The organism is Erythrobacter sp. S158 (genome assembly GCF_057364915.1).
The window spans coordinates 2943916-2967390 of record NZ_CP200279.1 but is presented as its reverse complement, the minus strand read 5'-3'; the positions used below and the strand labels follow the sequence as shown (position 1 = coordinate 2967390).

Annotated in this window: 22 protein-coding genes; 15 read left to right on the top strand and 7 right to left on the bottom strand. The window is 60.7% G+C overall.

Going from position 1 to position 23475, the window contains the following annotated elements; genetic code table 11:
- Positions 1-48: 48 nt before the first annotated feature.
- The 4 genes from clpA (at position 49) to AC0V6T_RS14540 (ending at position 5711) form a co-directional block, all read left to right on the top strand.
- On the top strand, positions 49-2454 hold the full coding sequence (gene clpA / locus AC0V6T_RS14555; protein ID WP_486128025.1) for an ATP-dependent Clp protease ATP-binding subunit ClpA: 2406 nt from the start codon (positions 49-51) through the stop codon (positions 2452-2454).
- A gap of 66 nt (positions 2455-2520) precedes the next feature.
- Positions 2521-3558, top strand: coding sequence for a ligase-associated DNA damage response exonuclease (locus AC0V6T_RS14550; RefSeq protein WP_486128023.1), 1038 nt, complete (start codon positions 2521-2523; stop codon positions 3556-3558).
- The gene (locus AC0V6T_RS14545) at positions 3555-5147 is read left to right on the top strand and encodes a cisplatin damage response ATP-dependent DNA ligase (RefSeq protein ID WP_486128021.1); all 1593 of its coding nucleotides are present in this window, start codon (positions 3555-3557) and stop codon (positions 5145-5147) included. The genes AC0V6T_RS14550 and AC0V6T_RS14545 overlap by 4 nt, the downstream gene beginning before the upstream one ends.
- 51 nt (positions 5148-5198) lie before the next feature.
- Positions 5199-5711, top strand: a complete 513-nt coding sequence (locus AC0V6T_RS14540) for a DUF1993 domain-containing protein (RefSeq protein WP_486128019.1) — start codon at positions 5199-5201, stop codon at positions 5709-5711.
- 4 nt (positions 5712-5715) lie between these two features.
- On the opposite strand, the gene AC0V6T_RS14535 is transcribed toward AC0V6T_RS14540, so the two are convergent.
- The 5 genes from AC0V6T_RS14535 to AC0V6T_RS14515 all read right to left on the bottom strand — a co-directional run bounded on the left by AC0V6T_RS14535 (position 5716) and on the right by AC0V6T_RS14515 (position 10180).
- Positions 5716-6282 carry a gamma carbonic anhydrase family protein gene (locus AC0V6T_RS14535; RefSeq protein WP_486128017.1) on the bottom strand — a complete coding sequence of 189 codons (567 nt, stop codon included), beginning with the start codon at positions 6280-6282 and terminating at the stop codon, positions 5716-5718.
- Positions 6279-6836 carry a GNAT family N-acetyltransferase gene (locus AC0V6T_RS14530; protein WP_486128015.1) on the bottom strand — a complete coding sequence of 186 codons (558 nt, stop codon included), beginning with the start codon at positions 6834-6836 and terminating at the stop codon, positions 6279-6281. The genes AC0V6T_RS14535 and AC0V6T_RS14530 overlap by 4 nt, the downstream gene beginning before the upstream one ends.
- Complete coding sequence (locus AC0V6T_RS14525) at positions 6829-7386, bottom strand: GNAT family N-acetyltransferase (RefSeq protein ID WP_486128013.1); 558 nt, start codon at positions 7384-7386, stop codon at positions 6829-6831. Before AC0V6T_RS14525 ends, AC0V6T_RS14530 begins: the two co-directional genes overlap by 8 nt.
- Positions 7379-8374 carry a porphobilinogen synthase gene (gene hemB / locus AC0V6T_RS14520; RefSeq protein ID WP_486128011.1) on the bottom strand — a complete coding sequence of 332 codons (996 nt, stop codon included), beginning with the start codon at positions 8372-8374 and terminating at the stop codon, positions 7379-7381. The genes AC0V6T_RS14525 and hemB overlap by 8 nt, the downstream gene beginning before the upstream one ends.
- 72 nt (positions 8375-8446) lie before the next feature.
- On the bottom strand, positions 8447-10180 hold the full coding sequence (locus AC0V6T_RS14515) for a peptidoglycan DD-metalloendopeptidase family protein (RefSeq protein WP_486128009.1): 1734 nt from the start codon (positions 10178-10180) through the stop codon (positions 8447-8449).
- 215 nt (positions 10181-10395) lie between these two features.
- Between AC0V6T_RS14515 and AC0V6T_RS14510 the strand changes: the two genes are divergently transcribed.
- From AC0V6T_RS14510 to AC0V6T_RS14480, 7 genes are all read left to right on the top strand, one after another.
- The gene (locus AC0V6T_RS14510) at positions 10396-13065 is read left to right on the top strand and encodes a helicase-related protein (RefSeq protein ID WP_486128007.1); all 2670 of its coding nucleotides are present in this window, start codon (positions 10396-10398) and stop codon (positions 13063-13065) included.
- Positions 13062-13340: a S4 domain-containing protein gene (locus tag AC0V6T_RS14505; RefSeq protein WP_486128005.1), complete on the top strand. Its 279-nt coding sequence runs from the start codon at positions 13062-13064 to the stop codon at positions 13338-13340. The genes AC0V6T_RS14510 and AC0V6T_RS14505 overlap by 4 nt, the downstream gene beginning before the upstream one ends.
- A 123-nt stretch (positions 13341-13463) precedes the next feature.
- Positions 13464-13802, top strand: a complete 339-nt coding sequence (fdxA, locus tag AC0V6T_RS14500; protein ID WP_007165704.1) for a ferredoxin FdxA — start codon at positions 13464-13466, stop codon at positions 13800-13802.
- Positions 13803-13860: 58 nt separating this feature from the next.
- Positions 13861-14658 carry a YihY/virulence factor BrkB family protein gene (locus AC0V6T_RS14495; protein WP_040465022.1) on the top strand — a complete coding sequence of 266 codons (798 nt, stop codon included), beginning with the start codon at positions 13861-13863 and terminating at the stop codon, positions 14656-14658.
- Between the two features lie 218 nt (positions 14659-14876).
- Positions 14877-15413, top strand: coding sequence for a CarD family transcriptional regulator (locus AC0V6T_RS14490; RefSeq protein WP_007165706.1), 537 nt, complete (start codon positions 14877-14879; stop codon positions 15411-15413).
- 157 nt (positions 15414-15570) lie between these two features.
- A complete protein-coding gene (locus AC0V6T_RS14485) occupies positions 15571-16338 on the top strand; it encodes a head GIN domain-containing protein (protein ID WP_486128002.1) in 768 nt (255 codons plus the stop codon).
- Positions 16339-16395: 57 nt separating this feature from the next.
- Positions 16396-16722 carry a hypothetical protein gene (locus tag AC0V6T_RS14480; protein WP_486128625.1) on the top strand — a complete coding sequence of 109 codons (327 nt, stop codon included), beginning with the start codon at positions 16396-16398 and terminating at the stop codon, positions 16720-16722.
- 2 nt (positions 16723-16724) lie between these two features.
- Here the strand turns inward: AC0V6T_RS14480 and AC0V6T_RS14475 are convergent, their stop codons facing one another.
- On the bottom strand, positions 16725-17672 hold the full coding sequence (locus AC0V6T_RS14475) for an L-threonylcarbamoyladenylate synthase (protein ID WP_486128000.1): 948 nt from the start codon (positions 17670-17672) through the stop codon (positions 16725-16727).
- An 81-nt stretch (positions 17673-17753) separates the two neighbouring features.
- Here AC0V6T_RS14475 and AC0V6T_RS14470 point away from each other — a divergent pair, with 81 nt between their 5' ends.
- Positions 17754-19496, top strand: coding sequence for an acyl-CoA dehydrogenase family protein (locus AC0V6T_RS14470; RefSeq protein ID WP_486127998.1), 1743 nt, complete (start codon positions 17754-17756; stop codon positions 19494-19496).
- A 6-nt stretch (positions 19497-19502) separates the two neighbouring features.
- Positions 19503-20327, top strand: coding sequence for a DUF815 domain-containing protein (locus AC0V6T_RS14465; protein WP_486127996.1), 825 nt, complete (start codon positions 19503-19505; stop codon positions 20325-20327).
- Here the strand turns inward: AC0V6T_RS14465 and AC0V6T_RS14460 are convergent.
- On the bottom strand, positions 20324-21808 hold the full coding sequence (locus AC0V6T_RS14460) for a PQQ-dependent sugar dehydrogenase (protein WP_486128623.1): 1485 nt from the start codon (positions 21806-21808) through the stop codon (positions 20324-20326). The genes AC0V6T_RS14465 and AC0V6T_RS14460 overlap by 4 nt on opposite strands.
- Before the next feature lie 89 nt (positions 21809-21897).
- On the opposite strand from AC0V6T_RS14460, the gene AC0V6T_RS14455 reads away from it, so the two are divergent.
- Together AC0V6T_RS14455 and AC0V6T_RS14450 are read left to right on the top strand one after the other, a co-directional pair.
- Positions 21898-22395, top strand: coding sequence for a GAF domain-containing protein (locus AC0V6T_RS14455; RefSeq protein ID WP_486127994.1), 498 nt, complete (start codon positions 21898-21900; stop codon positions 22393-22395).
- Between the two features lie 207 nt (positions 22396-22602).
- Entirely contained in the window at positions 22603-23469 is an 867-nt protein-coding gene (locus AC0V6T_RS14450) for a glycine zipper 2TM domain-containing protein (protein ID WP_486127992.1), read from the top strand.
- Positions 23470-23475 lie beyond the last annotated feature (6 nt).

Below are 23475 nucleotides of genomic sequence, written 5' to 3'. Positions count from 1 at the left end.
GCTTCGATAGTCGGAGCATTCTTCGCCCCCGAATAGAGACCTCAATCCATGCCAAGTTTCGCCCAGAATCTCGAACGGACACTGCACAACGCGCTCGCTCACGCTTCGGAGCGTCGCCATGAATATGCGACTTTGGAGCATCTGCTGCTCGCGCTGATCGATGATGAAGACGGCGCGCAGGTGATGGCCGCTTGCGGGGTCGATCTTGCCGAGCTTGGCGAGGTGGTGAAGCAATATCTCGATCAGGAATATCAGAGCCTCAAGACCGAGGAAGACGCCGACCCGCAACCGACCGCCGGGTTCCAGCGGGTGATCCAGCGCGCGATCCTGCACGTTCAGTCCTCGGGCAAGGACACGGTGACAGGCGCTAATGTCCTCGTGGCGCTGTTTTCCGAGCGCGATTCCTACGCGGTCTATTTCCTGCAACAGCAGGATATGAGCCGCCTCGATGCGGTGAGCTATATCAGCCACGGCATCGGCAAGGGTGGCCGTCAGCTTGAATCGAAAGCGCCGCAGGGTTCCGAAGAGGCCGCAGCCGAGGCCGAGCAGGCCAAGGATGCTGGCTCGAAGAAGGAAACTGCGCTCGACCAGTTCACGGTCAATCTGAACAAGAAGGCTGAGGATGGCCGGATCGATCCGCTGATCGGTCGCGGTCCTGAAGTGGATCGCACGGTTCAGATCCTGTGCCGCCGTTCAAAGAACAACCCGCTTTATGTCGGTGATCCCGGCGTTGGTAAGACCGCCATCGCCGAGGGTCTGGCTCGCAAGATCGTCGAGGGCGATGTGCCCGAAGTGCTTGCCGAAGCGGTGATCTACTCGCTCGACATGGGCGCGCTGCTGGCCGGCACGCGTTATCGCGGCGATTTCGAGGAGCGTCTCAAGCAGGTCGTCTCCGAGCTTGAAGGGATGCCGCACGCGATCCTTTTCATCGACGAGATTCACACTGTGATTGGCGCCGGCGCGACCAGCGGCGGGGCGATGGATGCATCGAACCTGCTGAAGCCTGCGCTGTCCTCGGGTGCGATCCGTTGCATCGGGTCGACCACCTACAAGGAATTCCGCAACCACTTCGAAAAGGACCGCGCGCTGCTTCGCCGGTTCCAGAAGATCGACGTGAACGAGCCAACTATCGAAGATACGGTGAAAATTCTGAAGGGTCTTCGCAGCGCCTTCGAGGATCATCACAACGTCAAGTACACGCCCGATGCGCTCAAGACCGCAGTCGAGCTTTCGGCGCGTTACATCAACGACCGCAAGCTCCCCGACAAGGCGATCGACGTAATCGACGAGGTTGGCGCGATGCAGATGCTTGTGCCGCCCAGCCGCCGCAAGAAGAAGATTACCGCCAAGGAAATCGAGGCCGTGATTGCGACGATGGCGCGCATTCCGCCCAAATCGGTTTCGAAGGACGACAAGAAGGCGCTCGAGAACCTCTCGCGCGATCTCAAGCACGTCGTCTTCGGTCAGGACGAGGCGATCACCCGCCTTTCGACCGCAATGAAGCTAAGCCGTGCAGGTCTGCGCGATCCGGACAAGCCCATCGGGTCGTTCCTGTTCAGTGGCCCCACCGGCGTCGGCAAGACCGAGGTCGCGCGCCAGCTAGCATCGATCATGGGCATCGAGCTCAAGCGTTTCGACATGTCCGAGTATATGGAACGCCACAGCGTCTCGCGTCTGATCGGTGCACCTCCGGGCTATGTCGGATACGACCAGGGCGGCCTGCTCACCGATGCGGTCGACCAGAACCCGCATTGCGTGCTGCTGCTCGACGAGATCGAGAAGGCGCACCCTGATCTCTTCAACATCCTGCTGCAGGTGATGGATAATGGCCGCCTGACCGACCACCACGGCAAGACGGTCGATTTCCGTAACGTGGTTCTCATCATGACGACCAATGCGGGCGCGGCCGATATGGCGAAGAGCGGCATCGGCTTTGGCGACGTTTCCAAGGAAGATGCCGGGACCGAGGCGGTGAACAAGATGTTCACGCCCGAATTCCGCAACCGTCTCGATGCGATCGTGCCCTTCGGCTATCTCGGCAAGAGCACCGTTGCCCGCGTGGTCGACAAGTTCATCCTCGAGCTCGAACTCCAGCTCGCCGAACAGAACGTCCACATCCAGTTCGATAGCGATGCGCGTGCGTGGCTGGCGGACAAGGGTTACGACCGCCTCTATGGCGCGCGTCCGATGGGCCGCCTGATCCAGGACAAGATCAAGCAACCGCTCGCGGAAGAACTTCTTTTCGGCAAGCTCGCCGATGGCGGCGAGGTGTCGGTGACGATGAAGGACGGCAAACCCTCCTTCGAACTCACCCCGTCACCGCCCAAGGCGAAGCCAAAGCGCAAGGCTCCGGCTCGCAAGAAGCCCGCAGCCAAGAAGGCGCCGCCTTCTGCCAAGGAGGATCCGAAGGGCGATACGAAGCCCGAAGAATCAGGCAGCGACAAGGAAAGCTGATCCAGCTTCAAACGAATTGGGGGCGCGAGCAGGGAAACCTTCTCGCGCCCTTTTCGTAAGTACACCATGGCACACACTTCTGGCTCTCATTGGATCCGCCCCGAACCTTGGGGAATCCACGTTGTCCCAGCAGACGTCTGGGTCGATCCCGGCAGGGCCGTCCCACGCGCGCTGGTGACGCATGGCCACGCCGACCACGCGCGCGGCGGACATGGCGAAACGCTCGCAACACCCGAAACACTCGCGATCATGGAATTGCGATACCGCACCGGCTCACAGGACGAGGCGGGCAAGATCCCGCACAAGGCCGTGCCGGTTGAATATGGCGAAACCCTAAGCCTGGGCGGCGGTGTCGATGCGACCTTCATTCCGGCTGGACACGTCCTTGGCTCGGCACAGATCCTGCTTGAACATGCTGGCGAGCGCGTAATCATCACAGGCGATTACAAGAGGCGCGCCGATCCGACCTGCGCTCCCTTCAAAGTTGCGCCATGCGACATCTTCATCACCGAGGCGACGTTCGGCCTCCCTGTTTTCACGCACCCGCCGATCGCCGATGAAATGGCAAAACTGCTTTCCGCGCTGGAGGCACATCCCGATCAATGCGTGCTCGTCGGCGCCTATGCGCTTGGTAAGGCGCAGCGCGTAATCGCCGAATTGCGGGCAGCAGGTCACAGTGACCCGATCTACCTTCACGGAGCACTCGAGAAAATGTGTCGGCTTTACGAGGAGCACGGGGTGAACCTCGGGGAATTGCGTCTGGTGAGCGACCACTCCAAAGAGGACATGCAGGGCAGCATCGTCATGGCTCCGCCCAGCGCGCTCAATGATCGTTGGAGCAGGCGACTGCCCAATCCCATCACCGCAATGGCCTCGGGCTGGATGCGGGTGCGCCAGCGGGCAAGGCAGCGGGGGGTCGAATTGCCGCTGGTGATCTCCGACCATGCTGACTGGAATGAACTGACAGACACGATTGCAGAGGTGGATCCGCAGGAGACCTGGATCACTCATGGACGCGAGGAGGCCTTGCTGCGCTGGTGCGAGCTTCACCAGCGCCGCGCGCGGGCGCTGGCACTAGTGGGCCGCGAGGAGGAGGACGAGTGAAGGATTTCGCTACCCTCCTCGACACGCTGGTTTACACGACCAGCCGCAACCGCAAGCTCGCGCTTATTGCCGAGTATCTGCGCGAAACACCCGATCCCGATCGGGGCTGGGCTCTCGCTGCTCTCACAGGCGAGCTAGACTTTCCCGCGGTGAAAAGCTCGACGATCCGCAACCTCATGAAGGATCGCGTCGATCCTGTTCTCTGGGCGCTCAGCCGCGACTTCGTGGGCGACACTGCCGAGACGGCGAGCCTGCTTTGGCCTGGCGGCGAGGTTGATGACGATCCACCCAGCGTGTCGCAAGTGGTCGACCAATTGTCGGCGTTCAATCGCAACACCGCGCCCAAGGAATTGCCCGGCCTTCTCGATCGGCTCGATGCCAATGGTCGCTTTGCGCTCATCAAGATGGCGACAGGTGGCATGCGCATCGGCGTTTCGGCGCGGCTCGCCAAGACCGCCTTTGCGCAGGCCTTCGACGTGTCAGTGGAGGAAGTCGAGGAATATTGGCACGCTCTCGAGGCACCCTACCCCGATCTTTTCGCATGGGCAGCCGATGGGGCCGATCCTCCGGACGTTTCGAATACGCCGCGCTTTCGGCCGTTCATGCTCGCTCATCCGCTTGAGGATACGCGAGTTGATCTTGCGGACTTCGCAGCCGAGTGGAAGTGGGACGGCATTCGCATCCAGCTCGTCCGCGTCGGCGGTGAGACGCGGCTCTACTCGCGCTCCGGTGATGATATCTCGGCGACCTTTCCCGAACTGCTCGAAGTTCTGCCAATTGACGCTGTGCTGGATGGGGAGTTGCTAGTGCGCGGAAATGTCCAGGGCGGCGAGCAAGGCGGTGCTGCAAGCTTCAACGCGCTTCAGCAAAGGCTGGGTCGGAAGACGGTTTCGAAGAAGATGCTGGCCGAGTTTCCGGCATTCGTCCGCCTTTACGACGCGCTGATTGTCGAGGGAGATGACCTGCGCGAATACCGATGGACGAAAAGGCGAACGGCGCTCGAAGAGCTGATGGGCAAGCTCCCACCATCACACTTCGATATCTCGGAGATCGTCCAGGCGCGCGATTTCGACCATCTTGCCGAGATCCGCGAGGGCACGCGCGACGATGCGATCGAAGGCTTGATGCTGAAGGCCAAGGACAGTCCCTACATCGCTGGACGCAAGGTCGGCTACTGGTACAAGTGGAAGCGCGATCCGCTGCTGATCGATTGCGTGCTGATGTATGCGCAGCGCGGGTCGGGCAAAAGGTCGAGCTTCTACTCGGACTACACCTTTGGATGCTGGGATGGCGACCCAGACGAAGGGGCGGAACTGCTTCCCGTCGGCAAGGCATATTCCGGGTTCACCGATGCTGAACTCAAAAAGCTCGACCGGCTCGTGCGGCAGACAACGCTCAACCGCTTTGGACCGGTGCGCGAAGTCGAGCGGACGCTGGTGTTCGAGGTTGCTTTCGACAGCGTGCACACTTCGAAACGGCACAAGTCAGGTCTCGCCATGCGCTTCCCCCGCATTCACCGCATTCGTTGGGACAAGCCCGTGCATGAGGCCGACCGGATCAAAACCTTGCGCGCGCTTATCCGAGATTGAGTTGCAATTCGCAACTGGCTTGTTATCTTTGGGTCAGAGGAGAAGAACCGAATGACCCTGCACGAACAATCCATCGCCGTCTATCGCACGCGGCTCGACACCCTAGCCGCACTTCTGACCAAGGCCGAATCGCACCCGCAAGGCGATGCGCTGCTCGAGGCCAAGCTTGCCGAGGATATGCATCCGCTCGCAACGCAGGTTCGCTTCGTCGCGAACCTGCCAGGCGAGGCATTGCCGCGTCTCACCGAACGCAGCTTCACCTCGCGCGAGGAAAACGCGACGACTTTGGCCGAGGCAAAGGCGCATATTGCCGAGACCGCCGAACTGCTCGATTCGATCGACCCAGACGAGTTGGTCGGGACCGAAGACACGATCGTGCTCGACCTTCCCAACGGCATGCAGTTCACGATGACCGCTGAGCAATACGTGCACGAATGGTCGCTGCCTAACTTCTATTTCCACCTGACCACGGCCTACGCGCTTCTAAGGATGGCTGGCCTTGAGATCGGCAAGGCGGACTTCATGCCGCACATGATGAAATACATGACCAAGGGGCCGGGCTGATTGGCTAGCCCAGCGCGTCGCGGACCGCCGTGGTGTGGTGCTTGGCGTTCTCGGCGTAGTGCGCCGTGCCGATCTTCATGCCCATGATTGCGGCATCGGAGAGGTCCTTGAGCTTTTTCGCAGGGCGGCCCGCCCAAAGCTCGCGCTCGCCCATGACCTTGCGCTCGGTTAGCATTGCGCCTGCTGCCAGCATGGCGTCAGATCCAATGACTGCCTTGTTCATCACAATTGCACCAAGGCCCACAAAGCCGCGGTCATGGATCGTGCAGCCGTGGACCATCGCCATATGACCGATCAACACATCGTCCCCGATGATAAGCGGACAGCCGCCGGGATCATCTGGCCTTGGTGGATCGCAATGAAGGACGCTTCCGTCCTGCACATTGGTCCGCTCACCAATGCGGATCTTGAACACATCAGCGCGCACGACACAATTGTACCAGATCGATGACCCTGCCCCGATCTCGACATCACCGATGATCGTCGATCCCGGCGCGATGAAGGCAGTCTCATGAATCTTCGGCGCTTTCCCGTGGATCGGGATGATATTGGCTCCGGGATGAGCGGTCATGTGCGTTGCTCCCACTGTTGTTCGGTCAACGAATATTGGATGATCGGATTGTCTTTCTCCGGAAAATCCGGGTCGACAAAATCGAGGTCTTTACGCCGCTCCATACCCAGCTTTTCCATCAGCTTCCAACTGCCGACATTCGCCTCGCTCGTAAGCGCGACGACGTGGGGCGCTGCGACACGCCCAAAGGCCCAGTCAATCACCGCGCGCATGGCCTCATAGGCGTAACCGCGCCTCCAACGATCCTCGCGCACCAGCCAGCCTATCTCGTGATCGCCATGGTTGGGTGCATGATCATTGTCGACACGCTTGATCCCGCAAGTGCCGACCATCTCGCCGGTCGCCTTCTCGATCAGGAAAAGGAAGCTGAACCCTTCGCGCGCGTGAAGTTGCATCGATTTCGCGTGTTTGGCTTCGATTTCGTGCAGTTCCTCGACGCCGCCGAGGTGGTCCATGACGGTCGGCGTGTTGAGAACGCGGTCCTGTTCCAGCGCGTCCCCTTCACCGATGGTTCGCAGGACAAGGCGCCCGGTTTCGAGGACAATCTCAGGCATGCTGCTGTTGCCACTCCTCGCGCGTGATCGCGTAGATGATGACCTTCGGGTCATCGAGCTCCCACATTGTATCGATCCAGTCGAGATCCTCTCGCCGCGACATGCCGAGCCTCAGCATAAGGCCCCAGCTTGGCTCGTTGCCCTTGAAGGTCATGGCGATGACCTGCTCCGCGCCGAAGCGGGTGAATGCAAGGTCGAGCGAAGCAATAGCCGCTTCCTTTGCATAACCTTTGCCCCAGGCATCTTCGCGAAGACGCCAGCCTGCCTCCATCTCACCAAATGGACCTTCCTCGTCGGTGCAGCGTTTGAGCCCGCAGAAACCGAGAATTTTGCCGTCTTCCTTTCGCTCGATACACCAAAAGGTGTGGCCAAAGTCGCGAGCATAGCGTTCGAGCCTTGCCTGCCCTTCGGTCATGGCCGCCTCGCTCGCAACCCCACCGACCCATTTGGCGACTGCAGGCGTATTCACGCCCTTCCAGAACGGCTCCCAGTCATCCTCGCGCCAATCGCGCAGGATCAGTCGGTCGGTCTCGTGCCGGAATTCAGCCATTCAAAAGACGCGCAGCCACCGGTGCGTGATAGGTCAAGACCCCGCTGCACCCGGCGCGCTTGAAGGCAAGCAGCTTCTCCATCAGCAGCGCATCGCGGTCGCCTGCGCCCACGCTCTGCGCTGCCTCGATCATCGCGTATTCGCCGCTCACCTGATAGGCGAAGACCGGGACGCCGAAAGCTTCCTTCACGCGGTAGATGATGTCGAGATAGGCGAGACCCGGCTTCACCATGACGCTGTCCGCGCCCTCGGCAATGTCGAGTTCGACTTCTCGCAGCGCCTCGTCGCTGTTGGCCGGGTCCATCTGGTAGCTTTTCTTGTCGCCTTTCAGCAGGCCGCCGGAACCCACCGCATCGCGAAACGGGCCGTAGAAGGCGCTCGCATATTTGGCGGCGTAGCTCATGATCTGGACGTTATGGTGGTTGCCCATTTCGAGCGCTATCCGGATGGCGTGGACGCGGCCATCCATCATGTCAGACGGAGCGATGATGTCCGCACCGGCTTCGGCCTGGTTGAGCGCCTGATCTACCAGCACTGCCACGGTGTCGTCATTGGTGACGTAGCCACGCTCGTCGATCAGGCCATCCTGACCGTGGCTCGTATAAGGGTCGAGCGCCACATCGGTCAGGACCCCGAGGTCTTCACCGCAAGCATCCTTGATCGCGCGGATCGCGCGGCACATCAGGTTGTCGGGGTTATGCGCCTCCGCTCCATCGTCCGACCGGCGATCGGGCTGCGTGTTCGGGAAGAGCGCCACAACCGGAATGCCGAGATCGACGGCTTCCTTTGCGCGCGCGACAATTCCGTCGACCGACCAGCGCGATACGCCGGGAAGCGAGCCCACCGGCTCCTCGACACCCTCGCCGTCTGTCACGAAAAGCGGCCAGATCAAGTCCGCCGGTGTAATCAGCGTCTCGCGGTGTAGCGAGCGGCTCCAAGCAGATGCTCGCGTTCGGCGCAGGCGGATATTCGGATAGCTTGCTCTCATAAAGGAGAGGCTTGCCGGAATTCGTGCGGCTAATCAATCGCACTTGTCAGCTGCCGGTGTCAGCTTTGTCGATCAGGAGACACGCTGGGCTAGGTCGATCTTCTCGATCTCGCGCTCGGGTTCGCCGACCTCGCTTGGCAGCGGCACGAGGTCCTCAAGCGCTGCTCCCGGCTCGATCCGGCGTAGCGTTAGGAGGCGCTCCTGGAAATCGACGAGCTCGCTGCCCGAAAGGACCGCGCGGGTGACAAAGTCGACGCTCGCAGGATTGATATGGCGACCGTTGCGATACATCTCGTAATGGAGGTGCGGCCCAGTCGACAGGCCGGTCGAACCGACATAACCTATGACCTGCCCACGCCGCACGCTCTGCCCGCGGCGCACGGACATGCGGCTCATGTGGCAATAGCGCGTCGAAAGCCCGCTTCCGTGGTCCAATCTTACGGCAATCCCGCAACCGCCAGCACGACCAGCGGACGATACCCGTCCATCAGTCACGGCCACGATCGGCGTCCCGTGACGCGCACGGAAGTCCATTCCGGCGTGCATCCGGCGATATCCAAGGATCGGGTGGCGACGCATACCGTAACGCGAGGAAACTGGCCCTGGCACGGGAGCGACAAGGCCACGGCGTTGTTCGCCGACGCCTGACGCTTCGAAAAACCGGCCATCCTTGCCCCAGCGCATCAGCTGCGTCTTGGGCTCACCGCCTCTGTCGATCCCTGCATAGAGCAGCTGTCCCGCCTGGCGCTCGCCGGTTGCAGCGCGGCGATAGGCTATGATGACGTCGAATTCGTCGTTGGCGCGGACTTCCCGATCCATGTCGATCTGATCATCGACGGTGCGCAGGTAATCCTGCACCGCGCTGGCAGGTACGCCCGCTGCTCGCATCGAGCGGTATAAGCTCGATCCAACCCGGCCGCGCACGCGCAAGGGCGTGTCGTCGACACGGATGAAGTTGCGAGCGAGCGAGAGCGAACCGCCCTGACCGGTTTCGGGATTCATCCCCTGCCGCGCGATCTCAAGCTCGAGATCGAAGCGGGCGCGGAATTTCAGCGCATCGAGCGGACGCGCGGCTTCGGTGGCGGCTCTGCGACCGAGCGTGATATCGATCTTGGTGCCCGGCTCTATCTCGGAGAGTGGCATAGCCTCACCAACCAGGCTGCTCACATTGCCGATATCGCTCGCCGAAACACCTGCGCGGCGCAGCATGCTCGCGAAACTGTCGCCAGGAGCGAGCGTTGCGACCAGCTGGATCTGCGGCCGCTCGGGAGCGCTTGCGAGTGGAATGACGTCAGCCGTCGGCCCCATGCGGCGGCCACTGTCTGCTCCGAATGCGAGCGGCATGATCATCTGGCTGCGGAACTCGTCCCGGATTTCCTCGCCTTCGGGCATGGCGGCGCGCGCTTCGAGCGGGGTCAGGCTTGGCCAGAATGCAAGCGCCATTGCTCCGAGGGCGACCATCGTTCCAAGCCCGCGAAACCAGCGGCGACTGCCGATGTTTTCTGCAAGGTCAGGTGCAAGGTCTAGCCCCTCCAGCCTTGCGCCCGCGCGCAACTTCCATTCATCGTAGCGCGCACTCCAGCCTCCGACGCGCTCAAGTACCTGGCGCTTGACCTTGCTTTGAGGCGTAGGCCCTGCGGATTTCTTAGATCGGTTGAAATAGGGCGCAAATTCGCGTGCCGTCTCTGCATCAATGCCGACAGGGCTTGCGGCACCATAGGGGGCAGGGACCAGCGCGCCCTCGGACGATGTTTCGTCCGGGCCTTGGGCCTCGCTGCCTTCCGCAATATCGCCTGAGTGTTCCAACTGTCTGCTTCTCAAATGCGCAGGCTGTCCCCAACCCGTCTCTCGCGCCGCTAATCCATGGCCAATTAAGGTAAATGTCCACTTAACTCGCGCTCAGTCGAGTCATTCGTGCGATAAGGTGTTTTACCTAGATGCCCGGCGTCGGCAAACGTCCATCTACACGCAATCCCAACTTGGGATTGCCCCGAGGCGGCGCGGCTGACACAAGCGGTGACGTGACCCGCAACAATTTCAATCACTCAGGCGGCCATGTGCGAGCGGTGCTTGGCCCCACCAACACCGGTAAAACCCACCTCGCGATCGAGCGAATGTGCGCGCATTCGAGCGGCATGATGGGTTTTCCTCTGCGACTGCTCGCACGGGAGGTTTACGACCGGGTTCGCGCGATCAAGGGCGATGCGCAAGTCGCCCTGATCACCGGCGAGGAACGGATCGAACCGCCCGATGCCCGTTATTTCTGCTGTACTGCCGAAGCGATGGACCGGCTTGGCGGAGGCCACGCCTTTGTTGCAATAGATGAAGCGCAGATCGGTGCGGACCCGGAGCGCGGCCATATCTTCACTGATCGACTGCTCAATGCGCGTGGCCGCGAAGAGACGATGATCCTAGGGTCCGCGACGCTGGAACCGCTGGTGCGACAGCTGATCCCGGGTGCCGAAATGGTCGAGCGCCCGCGCTTTTCCACCCTCACTCATGCCGGGAGCGCCAAACTATCGCGGCTGCCTCGGCGCAGCGCGGTCGTCGCCTTCTCGTCAGAGCAAGTTTACGCAATGGCGGAAGCGTTGCGCCGTTTTCGAGGCGGAGCCGCAGTGGTCATGGGAGCGCTTTCGCCGGAAACCCGCAACAAGCAGGTTGAGCTCTTTCAGTCGGGTGAAGTCGACTACATCGTTGCCACCGATGCGATTGGCATGGGGCTCAACCTTGATCTCCAGCACGTCGCATTCGCCGCTTTGACCAAGTTCGATGGGCGGCGCAAACGCAGGCTCACACCCTCGGAGATGGCCCAGATCGCCGGGCGGGCAGGTCGGCACCAGACGGACGGCAGCTTTGGCGTGCTGACTGGTGGTGGCAGTCGCTCTGGCGCTCCGATCGAGTTCTCGGAGGAAGAAATCTACGCGATCGAAGAGCATCGGTTTGCGCCGCTGACAAAGCTACACTGGCGAGAAGCGGAGCCTCGCTTCGACACGCTCGCGACCCTTATCGGCGATCTCGGATCGCGACCCGAGCATGAGGCTCTGCGCGCCGCTCCCGAAGCCATTGATCTGGCGGTTCTCAAACGGCTTGCAAGCGAGCCAATCGCGCAATCGGTCAAGGGAAAGGGCAGCGTGCGCCGTTTCTGGGAGGCCTGCTCTCTGCCCGATTTTCGACAGCTGGGCGTCGATCCTCATGCGCGATTTGTCGCGAGGCTCTGGCAAGACCTGCAACAAGGCTATATTGGCGCCGACTTCGTGGCCGCCCGCATCGCAGAACTCGACCGGATGCAGGGCGATATCGACACACTCCAGGGCAGGATCGCCGCGATCCGATCCTGGGCCTATATCTGCCAGCGACCCGATTGGGTTCTGGCGCGCGACGAAATGGCGGCACGCGCGCGTGCGGTCGAAGCTAAACTTTCAGATGCGCTTCATGCGCGTCTCACGGAACGGTTCGTCAACCGGAGGACTGCAATCTTGATGAAATCGCTGGGACAGGACGGAGGATCCCTTCCCGTAACACTAGAACCCGACGACAGCCTGACTGTTGAGGGCGAGACGATCGGGAAGCTCGACGGTTTCCGCTTCAGTGTCGACCCCGATGCTGGCGTCGCAGACCGCAAGATGCTGCTCGCCGCCGGCGAGAAAGCGTTGCCCGCTATTCTGGCGCAACGCGCTGACCAATTGCTGGCTGCTGGAATGGAGGACCTTGCGATCGAAGGCGGAGCGATCGTTTGGCAAGGGCGCGAGCTAGCCAGGATCGTTGTGCCTGATGACTTCGCTGCACCCCGGCTGGAGTTCACACGCGAGACCGCTGCCATTCCCGAGGACGCAAAAGCACGGCTTGAAGCAGGGCTCGGCAATTGGCTGACGGTCCAGCTTGAGCCGCTTGCCCCGCTGCGAAAACTGGCAGAGGCCGCAAACGATCCGGAAGCCGGCAGCCAAGCGCGCGCCTTGCTTGTCACGCTGATCGACGCACGCGGTGTGGTCGGACGTGAGAAAGCCGGGCTTGAACATTTGCCCAAGGAAATGCGTCCATTCCTGAGAAAGCTGGGCGTGACCTTTGGCGCGCTGGACATTTTTGCGCGCGATCTGCTCAAGCCGGCACCTCGCCAGCTGCTTCACAAACTGGCGCTCGACACTAGGCCACTTCAGGAAGCAATGCTGCCTGTGCTTCCGGAAAGCGATGCAATTCCTGCAGGGTATCGCCTCGCAGGCAAGCAGTTGATCCGGGTCGACTTGGCAGAGAAGATCCTTCGTGCAGCGTTCGAGGCGCGGGCGAAGGCGAACGAAAAAGCAGGCAAGGAGCGCAATCCGCGCTTCTCCCTCGATCTTTCGCTGCCGGTATCTATCGGTCTTGAAGAGGACAACGCCCGTCGCTTGCTCGGCAGCGCGGGTTTCCGCCTCCAGCGCGGACGCGAGCTGGAAGAAGGGGCTTTCGGCCCTGCGGCGCCCGACAGCTGGACCTGGAGACCGCGCCGAGCAAACGACGAGCGCCGACCAAAGCGAGGCGAAGCGCGCAAGGGGAAAGGTCGTGGGCCCCAATCGGGAAAGAGAAACGCGGACGCAAAGCGCAAACCTGGCCGGGGCAACCAGAAAGGCGGCAAGGGCAAACCGGCGCCGCGGCACGATACTGGACCTGCGCGTGCACGCGGTGCTTTTGACGGCCTTGCGGACCTTTTGAAGGGATGAGTTCGACGAGCGGCGAGGAAGGCACAATGCGCCTCGACCGCCTGCTCGTTTTTCTTCGCTTTGCCCGGACACGCTCAATCGCGAAGGCGATGATCCTGAGCGGCCGGATGCGCTTGAATTCAACGCGCATAACGAAGATCAGCTGCGAGGTGGGTGTCGGCGATGTCCTGACACTCGCTTATCGCGGCGAAATCTGCGTAGCGCGAATAGAGAAGCTACCCGACCGGCGCCTTTCGCCAAGTGAAGCCGCGCGAGCGTGGAGCCGCATGGCCTAGGCCAAGATCGTGCTGTCCAAACAGTGGGACACGTTTCAAAAACGATACTGGCCTTGACCCGCCTTGGAAAATGCCCATAGCAGGCGCGCTCAATATCGCATCACCAACCGGAATAGCGCTCACATGACTTACGTCGTCACCGAAGACTGCATCAAATGCAAATACACCGACTGTGTCGAAGTATGTCCGGTCGATTGCTTCTATGAAGGCGACAACATGTTGGTGATCAATCCCAGCGAGTGCATCGATTGCGGCGTCTGCGAACCGGAATGCCCTGCTGAGGCAATTCTCCCGGACACCGAGGACGGCCTTGAAAAATGGCTCGAGCTCAACACCAAGTTCTCTGCCGAATGGCCGAACATTACGAGCCAGAAGGACCCGCCCGCCGATGCCGACGAGCACAAGGGCGAAGAGAACAAGTTCGAAAAGTACTTCAGCGCAGAGCCGGGCGAAGGCGACTAAGAGGCCAGGCTTCCGCTAAGCCATGGAACAGCCGAGCGCCTTGGCGCGTTCGGTGAGCATGCATAGTTACCTACACATTTTGAAAGCAGGTTGGACGAAGGCTCAGGCAAACAATGCCGGGCTGCTAGCGGCAGGCGTCACCTATTACGCTTTCCTGTCCTTCATGCCGCTTCTTGCAGCAATCGTGCTGACTTACGGGTTGCTTGCCGACCCGGCGCTTGTTGCCGAGAATTCGCGAGAGCTCGCCAGAACGCTTCCGCCTTCGGCTGCAGAATTGATCGGCGATCAGCTCAAAGACATTACCGACAATCGCACCGACACATCGGGGCTGGGTTTGATTCTGGCTATTGCTCTATCAATCTTCGCAGCTCGCGTTGCCGCGGGGGCTGTCATCACCGCTTTCAACGTAGCCTTTGCTGCGGCGGAAAGCCGGGGCTTCATCAAGGCCAACCTGCTCGCATTGTGCATCACTGTTGGAGCAATTATCGCTTTCGGGCTGGTCGCGGCCCTGACAACACTGGCTACCAACGCAATTTCCAACTCGGGTGAAGCAGCAGCCAGTCTTGTTGTTGCTGCAATCGCAGGGCTCGGCGGGGCACTTCTCGCCTATCGTATCGTTCCTAACGTCGACGACGTAACCTTGCGCGAAGCGTTTCGCGGCGCGCTGCCTTTTGCAGTTGGATGGATGATCGCGAGCGCTGGTTTTGCCTGGTACGCTGCGAATTTCGGAAACTACAACGCGACTTACGGTTCGCTCGGTGCGATTGTCGTATTCCTGACATGGTTGTACCTGTCAGCATATCTGTTGCTTCTCGGCGCTCATATCGCCGCCGCTTCTCGGCGCAACGCTCACTAAATACGTCAGACTCGCAATATTGTTGCGATTGTGCTATATAATGAGGCAACCGCGCCGGTCGGACCCGATCGCGGACGTGAAACCAGAAAGGCCCGCTACCAGCTAAAACAGCTCCAGAACGCATCGCCCCGGTCCAGCTCTCGATATCGAGCTGCTGAACCGCAGAGGAAAGATGTTGCATTTTCTGATAGTTGTTGGGCCGCATGAAAGGAACTCGCATGGCAAGCAATGCGCCCGCCTTTACCGTTGGCGACTATGTTGTTTACCCCAAGCACGGCGTTGGCCGTGTGATTGAACTGCAAAGCGAAGAAATCGCCGGCATGCAGCTTGAGCTGTATGTTCTGCGATTCGAAAAAGAGCGCATGACGCTGCGCGTTCCGGTCAACAAGGTTGAATCGATCGGCATGCGCAAGCTGTCTTCGGACAAGACCCTGAAAGAGGCGATGGACACGCTGAAGGGCAAACCGAAAGTCAAGCGCACCATGTGGTCACGGCGCGCTCAGGAATACGAAGCGAAGATCAATTCCGGCGAGATCGTTTTGATCGCAGAGGTCACCCGCGACCTTTTCCGTCCGGACGACCAGCCCGAGCAGAGCTATTCCGAACGCCAGATCTTCGAAGCGGCATCGAGCCGTCTCGCACGCGAGCTTGCTGCGATGGAAGAAACCGACGAGCCGACCGCACTTGAGAAGATTCTCGAAGTGCTTCGCGAGCATGCTCCGCAATATTACGACAACGACGACGACAGCAAGTAAGTCGCGTCTGTCCAGAAATTCGAAAGGGCCGCCTTTTGGTGGCCCTTTCTCGTTTTGGGCACGAAGCCGTCTTGCAAGCCCTCTGCCAGTGTATTATATCGGCAATACACATTGTTTATACTTGGAGGGTTCGATGTTCCGTGGATTTGGGCAAAACATGAAAAAGGGCGCAGGTGCGCTGGCAGCGCTTGCGCTTGGAGCATCGCTCTCCGCCTGTGCCTACATTAACGACTGGGGCGAAGTTGAGGGCGTTCCGCTTGCTGAGCTCGACATGTCGGGCGATGCCCCAACCGAAATCACGCTGGCAGGCCCAGACAAGGTGATGATCGCAGAAGGCGATGCGCTCACGATCACGCTCGAAGGCCATGACGAAGCCGGCGATGCGCTACGTTTCGATCGCGACGGAAACCGGCTGACGATTGCGCGCGACAGCAAGATTTATGATGGCTCGCGGCCTGCAATAGTGCGCATGACCATGCCCGCGCCTGGCGCTCTCGGGATTGCCGGCAGTGGCACGATCGAAGCCGCCAGCATGGCAAGTACGGCAGAGATCGAAATCGCAGGGTCAGGTGCGATCACGGTCGAAAGCATTGAAGCCGACCGGCTCGATGTCGAAATCGCGGGCTCGGGCGATGTGATGGCTGCAGGGACCGCTTCAGTCCTCTCAATCGAGATCGCCGGATCTGGCGATGTCCGGCTCGCAGAGCTCACTGCTGACGATGTAAGCGTCGAAATCGCTGGCTCGGGTAATGTTTCCCTTGCTTCGAACGGCAAGGTCGATGCGGAGATCGCCGGTTCGGGCGATGTGGTCGTGGTCGGCTCTGCCACCTGCACCGTGTCGACAGCCGGCTCGGGTTCGCTGACCTGCCGCCCTGATCCGGAGACAGCTGACGCTCGCGCGACCGAAGAAGTGGCCGCAGATTAAGAACTTCCGGGCAATTCCCGGCTTGCATTATCACTGGGAGCGCGCAAGGTGATGGCCATGCGCGCTCCTGCTGTATTCGGCCTCGTGGCCATGTCGCTAATGCTGTCTGGCTGCCTGGTGAAAACCGCAGCAAATGTCGTCACCGCACCGGTGCGTGCGGCAGGTAAAGCGGTCGATCTTGCCACGACCAGCCAGTCGGAAGCCGATGAAGCGCGAGGACGCGAAATTCGCCGCCGCGAAGAACGTCTCGGCAAGCTGGAGCGCGAATATCGTGAATTAAGCGAAGAGTGCGAGGACGGCGACCGCCGCGCATGCGATGAGGCGCGCGAGGTATATGCAGAAATCCAGGAATTGTTGCCCACCGTCCCGGTGGAGCCGCGCTGACGTTAATGCGTCGCGGCGCGCCTTAGCCGATCATTGATGGCCCGGCCCATTTCACCATAGGGTATAGGCGCGACCGATATGGCGGGTTTGTCTGATGCTGCGGCAAGATGCAGGCAATCATAAAGGCGAGCAGCCGCTTCGTTGAGATCGCCGGCCTGCGACAGATTGCAGTCACCTTCGAGCGATCCAAAGCCGATGAAGAACTCGTCTCGCGCAACTTCTGACGCGCTCAGCCGCATCGGCTTGCCCGGCGAATAATGCCGCTCCATCTGGCCGGGTGCTTCGACGCTAGATCCTTCGATTTCGCTTTCCGGGCCAAGAATGCGCTCAAGAGTCTCCTTGGTGACAGGGCCAGGACGCAGAAGATTCCAATCACCCGACTGTCTCAAAGCAACGATCGTCGATTCAAGCCCGCTTTGACTTGGTCCTCCATCGAGGATCAGTGGAGCGTTATCACCCAGCGAGGCGGTCACATGTTCGGCACGGGTCGGACTGATATGTTCGCTTCGATTGGCTGACGGAGCGGCAAGAGGCACGCCGACCGATTTGAGCACTGCCTGCATTACCTTGTGTGACGGCTGGCGCAGACCGATTGTTGGTAAGCCAGCTGTCACCGCCTTCGCGATGGCGGCATCGGAGCGTATTGGAAGAACGAGCGTTAGCGGTCCGGGCCAGAACCTTTCGACCAGGTCGATTGCTCTATCATCAAACTCGGCCAATCCCTCCGCCTGCTCAATGTCACGAACGTGCACGATAAGCGGGTTGAAATCCGGTCGCCCCTTGGCCGCGTATATCTTCGCGACAGCGTCTGCGCTGTCGGCGCGTGCTGCGAGACCATAGACGGTCTCGGTCGGCACTGCGACAAGTTCACCGGAAGTGAGATGATCTGCGGCCTTCGCAATTCCAGCCGCGTCAGGCGATATGATTTCCGTAGCGTCCTTGTCGGTCATGCCTGCGCGCTATATCTGAAGCGTCAACTTGCCAAGCAGACTTTGGCTGCATGGCCGCACGAGAAAGAGGACCAACGCAACGTGACCCCTTACACGCCTCCCACCCAGGACCAGTTGCTCGCCATCCGAGTCAATGCAGGCATCGAACAGCTCGCTAAGACAGAAACATTTGCTCACGCGGAAGCCGATCTGGTCGAAGCTATCGTCGAGGGGGTGGGTCAGTTTGCTGCTGGCGAGTTCGCGCCGCTCAATCGGATCGGAGATCTCGAAGGCGCGAAGCTTGAGAATGGCGTAGTCCGCCTGCCGGACGGGTTCGCCGAAGCGTATCGGGGCTATGTCGAGCAAGGTTGGAATGCGATCGCAAGCCCGGCGGAACACGGCGGACAAGGCCTACCCTTCACTCTCGCCTGCAATGTCCTTGAGAACCTCGGATCGGCCAACATGGCATTCAGCCTGCTGCCGATGCTGTCGGTCGGCGCCATCGAGGCTCTCGAGCATCACGGCAGCGACCAGCAGAAAGCCATGTACCTGCCCGACCTCGTCAGCGGCAAGTGGTCGGGTACGATGAACCTGACCGAGCCAGCCGCTGGGAGCGATGTCGGCGCGCTTCGTTCAACCGCAGAACCGATCTCCGAAGGCGAGCATGCGGGCAAGTATCGGATCGCGGGTCAGAAGATCTACATAACTTGGGGCGACCACCAGCTTGCCGAGAACATAATTCACTTGGTGCTCGCCCGCCTTCCGGGTGCACCAGAAGGCTCGCGCGGGATCTCGCTCTTCGTGGTGCCAAAGTATCACGTGAACGCCGACGGGTCGCTTGGTCCGCACAACGATCTTCGCCCGGTGAGCCTCGAACACAAGCTCGGCATCCATGCCTCGCCTACCTGCGTCATGAGCTATGGCGACAATGGCGAGTGTATCGGTGAGTTGGTCGGACAGGAAAACCGCGGACTGATGGCGATGTTCACGATGATGAACAACGCCCGCATCAATGTAGGCAACCAGGGCGTCCAGATCGGAGAGCGCGCGACCCAGCAGGCGATCGCCTACGCCACCGACCGTGTGCAATCAGCACGTGCCGGTTCGCCGGACAAAAGCCCAGTCGCAATCATCGAGCACCCTGATGTGCGCCGCATGATCTTGCGCATGAAGGCTCTCACCGAGGGGGCCCGAGCGCTTCTCTATTACTGTGCAGGACAGGTTGACCGGGGCACAATCGGAGACGCCGATGCGAAGAACCGGTCGGAAATTCTGGTGCCGCTTCTCAAAGCCTGGGGCACCGATATCGGTGTCGAGGTCGCCGGGATCGGCGTCCAAGTTCATGGCGGCATGGGCTTCGTCGAAGAAACGGGCGCAGCTCAACATTGGCGCGATGCCAGGATTGCCCCGATTTACGAAGGCACGAATGGCATCCAGGCCGCCGATCTGGTGACGCGCAAGCTCGGCCTTGAGGGCGGTGAAGCCGTGATTGTATTGTTCGAAGAGATCGCGCGCGATGCGGGCGATGAAGCAGGGCTTGCCGCGTTGGCGAAGGACTGCGCCGACATTGCCCGCTGGATGCAGGGCGAAGCCAGCCTCGATGATCGTCTTGCTGGGAGCGTTCCTTTCTGCACCATGGCGGCAGTCGCGGTAGCTGGCTGGCAGTTGATGAAACAGGACAAGGCAGTCGCGCAAGGTGCGGCCCCGGCACTGGCAGAGACCAAACCGGTCACGGTGCGCTTCTTCCTCGATAGGATCGTACCTGAAGCCGCTGGCCTTAAGGCGGGCGCAATGGCCGGCGCCGATCTGCTCTACACTCTGCCTTCCGACAAGCTGGCAGGCTGAACCCGAATGACCGAGCGCCGCGAACCACTTGAGCGTATTGCTGATGCGCTGGAGCGGTTGGCGCCGCCGGTGAGCACGCCGATCGATTGGCTCGGCGCACCCGCCTATGTGTGGAGCGGGACCACGGTTGCCGCAATCGGCAGCCTCGAGACTGTGCCGCTTGCGACTTTGCGCGGTATCGACCGGCAGAAGAAGGCGGTCTGCACCAATCTTGAGCGCCTCGCCACGGGCGCTGCCGCGCATGATATGTTGCTATGGGGTTCTCGAGGCATGGGAAAATCCGCGCTCATCCGCGCGGCAAGCGTATGGCAGGGCGAAGAGCACCCAGGCGCATTGGCACTTGTCCAAGTTGCCTCGGATGGACTTGGCTCAATTGCAGGACTGATTGACACCTTGGCAAAGCAAGATCGTGCCTACTTGCTTTTCCTCGACGACCTGGGGTTTGCACAAGGCGAACCACACGAAAACCTGGCACTGCGCAGCCTTCTCGATGGGACGGTGGTCGCTCGTCCACCCAACGTCCGGCTTGCCGTCACATCAAACCGGCGGGCCATTGTTCCGCGTGGTCACGAAGAAAACGCCGCGCGGCACGAACGCGACGAGCGCGACGATGCCCTGGCTCTCGCCGATCGCTTTGGCCTTACGCTTGGCTTTCACCCCTGCGATCAGGCCACCTACCTAGAGATCGTGCGCGCCTACACCGATCCGCTGGCACTCTCTTTCGACGAGGAAGAAGCGCTGGCGTGGGCTGTTGCGCGCGGCAATCGCTCGGGCCGAATTGCCTACCAGTTTGCAAACGAAGTCGCAGGCAGAGCCGGCAAGGCGCTCTAACGAATTTCCTGTCCAGCCTGCTGCCGCAGATAATCTTCCTCGAAGGTGGCACGCGGGTCGACCAACTCTCCCTGTGGCCTGAGCGGAGCGCCCGTTCGCCGCGCGATCGCTGCGCCAGGCTCGGAATTCGGCGCGTAAGTCCGCCAGATTATCCCTGCCGTGTCATCGGAAACCAGAAGCGAACCATCGCTCGCCCATTCGACCCAAGTTGGGCGACCTTTGGTCGTGCCATCTTCATTCAAGAAGCCTGTAAGTACGGGGACGGGCTTGCCCTGCGGTTTTCCGAACTCGTCGAAAGCGACATAGACAACATCATAGCCAGATGGTGGTTTGCGGTTCCACGACCCATGGCGGGCAATGAAAGCGCCGCTTGCCATGTTTTCGCCCATTCGGTGGCCTTCAGCGGTGAAAACCAGTCCGAGCGCCGCGACATGCGGGCCGAGAGCGAATTCAGGATTACGTGCATATTCGAGCAAGAAGCGCGGCATAGGCGCTTCGACACGGCGGTCGATGTTCTCGCGATAGTACACCCAAGGCCAACCATATTGCGCACCTAGCGGTACGTTGGTGAGATAATCTGGCACAAGATCTGAGCCGAGCATGTCACGCTCGTTCACTGTCGTCCAAAGCTCGCCCGACCAGGGGCTGAAATCGAGACCATTGGGATTGCGAAGGCCAGCAGCGAAGGGACGAGCCGTTTCGTTCTCCAGATTGTATTCCCAGATCGCAGCGCGCCCTTCCTCGACCTCCATGCCAGATTCGCCAATATTGCTGACCGAACCGACAGCCACATAGAGCCGATCGCCGTCGGGATGGATCTCCATGTTACGCATCCAGTGGCCGCCACCCGCGGGCAAATCCATGAGCTTGCGCGGTGAGCCGGTGACTGCCTCGCTTCCAAGCTCATAATCCCACGCCAGCACTGCGTCATGGTTTGCAACGAACAGCGTGCCTTCATGCCAGCTCATGCCCGATGGGGAATCCAGCCCATCGCTTAGTATCGTTTCCTGGATCTCAGCGACGCCGTCACCGTCCGCATCGCGCAGCAGGATGATTTGGTTCGGAGAATCCCCCGCCGCACCTGCTTCGGAGAATAGATAACTTGCAACCCAGCCGCGGATCGTGGCCATGATGCCGCCTTCGCCGTCATCGGCGCTTTTGGGAGAGCGGGTGAGAGTAACCAAAACATCGCCATTGGGCAGCGCATAAAGGACACGCGGGTGCTCGAGGCCTTCTGCAAACCTGCCGACGGTCAGACCTTCTGCAGCGTCGGGCAATTGCCCTTCTTCCCAGCCAATTGGCTTGGCGATCTGCACCGTTGGGAAGCTTTCGGCTTCTGGTGCCTGAAGGGTGGGGTCAGTTCCCGCGACTGCATCGACCGACAAATCCGCAGTGTCGCCGCGCGACAGGAAGAAGAAACCGGCGCCCAATATTGCGATAAAGACGACGAGAGCGATTGCGAGTTTGCGTAAAATTCCCATGTAGGCGGAATAGGTCGGAGCATCGCTGCCGACAACCCGATTGTTCTGCGTTTCAGTTTTCCCGAGCCGGACGCTCACCAGGAAGAACCATGTTTGATTTCAAACCCGACCCGTCAATCGATGTCGCGGAGCGCTATCGCCAGTTGGTCGATGCGGCCGACGCGCTCACTTCTGACGAGCCGGACGCCGTTGCCAACATGGCGAACGTCGCCGCGCTGATCTGGGAGTTCGTGGACGACCTTAACTGGGCAGGCTTTTACCGCGTTGGCGAGAGCAAGTCGGGTGCAGAAGAACTCGTGCTCGGACCGTTCGTCGGACGCCCTGCCTGTATTCGCATTCCAATCGGACGCGGCGTCTGCGGTGCTGCCGCGGAGAAAGCAGAAACCCAGCTGGTCGAGGACGTGCATGCCTTTCCAGGCCACATTGCCTGCGATGCCGCCAGCCGCTCTGAGGTGGTGGTCCCAGTCGTGCGTGATGGCAAAGTCGTCGCAGTAATCGATCTCGACAGCCCTTCGCCTGCACGCTTTGGCGAAGATGATGCCACAGGGTTGGAACAGCTGGCCGAACTGCTCGCAGATCGAATCTGAGCCTTAGTCTCCCGCGCAAGATCGCCCCGAAACGAGACAGGGCCCCAAGCGCGCTTGGTTGCCTTGGTTAGCCAATGGTAAACCTGCGCCAAATCACGCGTCGTGCATCGCTCCATGCGAGTCGCGCGCCCAGTTTTCGGGGGTTTAGTTATGACGATCAAGGCGTTCTCAAGTCTGGCAGTGGCTGGTGTAGCAATGAGCGGGCTCATGATGCCGGCTACGGCGCAGGCCCAAATTGCTGATCCTACACCGATGAGTGTCGCCGAAGTCGAAGCACTCCCTGCAGAATATCGCACTGCGCCGACCATCACTGACCTCACAGAGACTACCGTTGACGCAGATGGTGTCGAGACGATCACGCGCACAAGGCGTATCGAAAGCACAGCACCCTATGCGATGGAATATCAGCAGTATCGCGGTGACGAACGCTATGCTCACCGTGCCATTCCTGCTCAAGGTCACTCATACGGGTACGCCCCGGCAGCAAGCGTTTTCGAGCGCGACCAGTGGATCGCCGAGTGCGAGCGCCGCACGAATGGGCGCGATGACCGCGAAAAGGGCGGCATCATCGGGGGCCTGCTCGGCGCGATCGCAGGCGGCATCATCGGAAACCGCGTCGCCGACGGCGACAGGCTTGCCGGCACTCTAATCGGTGCTGGCGCTGGCGGTATCGGTGGGGTGCTCCTTGGCAGCCTGATCGGCGGCGGACGCAATGACCGCGGTGACTATGATTGCGAGGCTGCTCTCGACAGCTACCTTTCGCAATATGGCCACTCCGGTCCGCGCTATGCTTTCCGTACAATCCCTGCTCCTGCACCGGCCTACCCGGCATATGCGCCGCCGGCCCCGTATGGGTACGGCTATGGATATGCGCCAGCGTACCAATACAGCTACGCACCCCCTCAACAGATTGTCTATGTGCCCGTCCGATACGAGCAGCAGCAGCGCGTGATCGTGCGCGAGACAGTGCGCGAAGAGATCATTTCTGGCGCGGCGCGCACGATACCCGCCCCCACTCCAGAGCCTCGCCCTGTCCCGCGGCCAAACCCGCCGCGCTATATCAAGGGCAACTGAAGCCTG

What these genes read in the sequence shown, in the direction of transcription:
- AC0V6T_RS14490 (WP_007165706.1), top strand. Translation starts at nt 14,877, where the DNA reads ATGGCAAGCAATGCGCCCGCCTTTACCGTTGGCGACTATGTTGTTTAC.
- AC0V6T_RS14475 (WP_486128000.1), bottom strand. Translation starts at nt 17,672, where the DNA reads ATGACCGACAAGGACGCTACGGAAATCATATCGCCTGACGCGGCTGGA.
- AC0V6T_RS14495 (WP_040465022.1), top strand. Translation starts at nt 13,861, where the DNA reads ATGCATAGTTACCTACACATTTTGAAAGCAGGTTGGACGAAGGCTCAG.
- AC0V6T_RS14485 (WP_486128002.1), top strand. Translation starts at nt 15,571, where the DNA reads ATGAAAAAGGGCGCAGGTGCGCTGGCAGCGCTTGCGCTTGGAGCATCG.
- AC0V6T_RS14525 (WP_486128013.1), bottom strand. Translation starts at nt 7,386, where the DNA reads ATGGCTGAATTCCGGCACGAGACCGACCGACTGATCCTGCGCGATTGG.
- AC0V6T_RS14455 (WP_486127994.1), top strand. Translation starts at nt 21,898, where the DNA reads ATGTTTGATTTCAAACCCGACCCGTCAATCGATGTCGCGGAGCGCTAT.
- AC0V6T_RS14505 (WP_486128005.1), top strand. Translation starts at nt 13,062, where the DNA reads ATGAGTTCGACGAGCGGCGAGGAAGGCACAATGCGCCTCGACCGCCTG.
- AC0V6T_RS14540 (WP_486128019.1), top strand. Translation starts at nt 5,199, where the DNA reads ATGACCCTGCACGAACAATCCATCGCCGTCTATCGCACGCGGCTCGAC.
- hemB (WP_486128011.1), bottom strand. Translation starts at nt 8,374, where the DNA reads ATGAGAGCAAGCTATCCGAATATCCGCCTGCGCCGAACGCGAGCATCT.
- AC0V6T_RS14460 (WP_486128623.1), bottom strand. Translation starts at nt 21,808, where the DNA reads ATGGGAATTTTACGCAAACTCGCAATCGCTCTCGTCGTCTTTATCGCA.
- AC0V6T_RS14550 (WP_486128023.1), top strand. Translation starts at nt 2,521, where the DNA reads ATGGCACACACTTCTGGCTCTCATTGGATCCGCCCCGAACCTTGGGGA.
- fdxA (WP_007165704.1), top strand. Translation starts at nt 13,464, where the DNA reads ATGACTTACGTCGTCACCGAAGACTGCATCAAATGCAAATACACCGAC.
- AC0V6T_RS14535 (WP_486128017.1), bottom strand. Translation starts at nt 6,282, where the DNA reads ATGACCGCTCATCCCGGAGCCAATATCATCCCGATCCACGGGAAAGCG.
- AC0V6T_RS14450 (WP_486127992.1), top strand. Translation starts at nt 22,603, where the DNA reads ATGATGCCGGCTACGGCGCAGGCCCAAATTGCTGATCCTACACCGATG.
- AC0V6T_RS14480 (WP_486128625.1), top strand. Translation starts at nt 16,396, where the DNA reads ATGCGCGCTCCTGCTGTATTCGGCCTCGTGGCCATGTCGCTAATGCTG.
- AC0V6T_RS14465 (WP_486127996.1), top strand. Translation starts at nt 19,503, where the DNA reads ATGACCGAGCGCCGCGAACCACTTGAGCGTATTGCTGATGCGCTGGAG.
- clpA (WP_486128025.1), top strand. Translation starts at nt 49, where the DNA reads ATGCCAAGTTTCGCCCAGAATCTCGAACGGACACTGCACAACGCGCTC.
- AC0V6T_RS14530 (WP_486128015.1), bottom strand. Translation starts at nt 6,836, where the DNA reads ATGCCTGAGATTGTCCTCGAAACCGGGCGCCTTGTCCTGCGAACCATC.